Annotated in this window: 1 protein-coding gene; it reads left to right on the forward strand. The window is 63.1% G+C overall.

Features of this window, described 5'->3' with window-relative positions; genetic code table 11:
* Window positions 1–228: 228 nt before the first annotated feature.
* Window positions 229–1,434: an IS110-like element ISBma3 family transposase gene (locus WS45_RS21110; RefSeq protein ID WP_059533142.1), complete on the forward strand. Its 1,206-nt coding sequence runs from the start codon at window positions 229–231 to the stop codon at window positions 1,432–1,434.
* The last annotated feature ends 23 nt before the right edge of the window (window positions 1,435–1,457 follow it).

The raw sequence follows: 1,457 nt of genomic DNA on the forward strand, positions 1-1,457 counted from the left end.
CGTTACTATCTTTACGCCCCGATAATTGGGGCTTTGGCCAGCCAGGCCCGGCATGATTCCCGCCCCCAGTCGCAGTCATGATCCGGGGGGTGTTGTCACCGGGCCTGGTGGGTGGCTGGTGATCGCTGATAGGGGTTTGGCCGGGATATCCCGACGCCGTCCGTAACGTGGATGCCGAGACTTGCCACCGTTGTTGCAGGCCAATCCGTTCACTCTGCTCATACTTCGATGCAAGACACTCAACAACATGGTGCCGTCGATGTCTTCGTCGGCGTCGATGTCGGTAAAGGCCAGCATCACGCCGTTGCGCTCGATCGGAACGGCAAGCGTCTGTACAACAAGGCGCTACCTAACGACGAGGTCAAGCTGCGAGCCCTCATCGCCGAACTCAAGACTCACGGTCGATTGCTGTTCGTCGTCGATCAGCCTTCCACCATCGGCGCGCTGCCAGTGGCCGTTGCCCGCGCCGAAGGCGTACTCGTCGCCTATCTGCCCGGACTGGCCATGCGCCGCATCGCTGATCTGCACGCCGGCGAAGCCAAGACCGATGCCCGAGACGCCGCGATCATCGCCGAAGCCGCTCGCTCGATGCCGCATACGCTGCGCTCGCTTCGACTGGCCGACGAGCAACTCGCCGAGCTCACCATGCTCTGCGGCTTCGATGACGACCTCGCCGCTCAGGTCACGCAAACCAGCAACCGCATTCGCGGCCTGCTTACTCAGATCCATCCGGCGCTTGAGCGTGTTCTCGGACCGCGCCTTGACCATCCCGCGGTACTCGATCTGCTTGAGCGCTATCCGTCGCCCGTCGCGCTTGCCAGCGCCAGCGAGAAGTCGCTCGCCAATCGCCTGACCAAGCTCGCTCCTCGCATGGGCAAAGGCTTGGCGGCCGAGATCGTTCAGGCACTAAGCGAACAAGCCGTGACCGTGCCCGGCACGCAAGCCGCCACCATCGTCATGCCCCGTTTGGCCCGGCAGCTTGCGGCCTTGCGTCAGCAACGCGACGAGGTCGCTGCCGAAGTTGAACGACTGGTGCTTGCTCACCCTCTTTGGCCGGTCCTGACCAGCATGCCGGGAGTCGGCGTCAGGACCGCCGCCAGACTCCTAACCGAGGTTGCCCATAAGGTGTTCGCTTCGGCTGCACACCTAGCAGCCTACGCTGGCCTTGCCCCGGTCACCCGACGCTCCGGCTCATCGATACGTGGCGAACATCCATCCAGACGTGGCAACAAGGTACTCAAGCGTGCCTTGTTCCTCTCCGCCTTCGCGGCCTTGCGGGACCCAGTCTCGCGGGCCTATTACTCGCGCAAGATCCAGCAAGGCAAGCGTCATAACCAAGCGCTCATCGCGCTCGCACGGCGACGCTGCGACGTCCTGTTCGCCATGCTGCGTGACGGCACCATTTACCAACCCAAGTCAGCCCCTAACGCTTGACGAAACATATAGGGGCACCCCCC

Source organism: Burkholderia sp. RF2-non_BP3, assembly GCF_001522185.1.
GTDB classification, from domain to species: Bacteria; Pseudomonadota; Gammaproteobacteria; order Burkholderiales; family Burkholderiaceae; genus Burkholderia; species Burkholderia diffusa.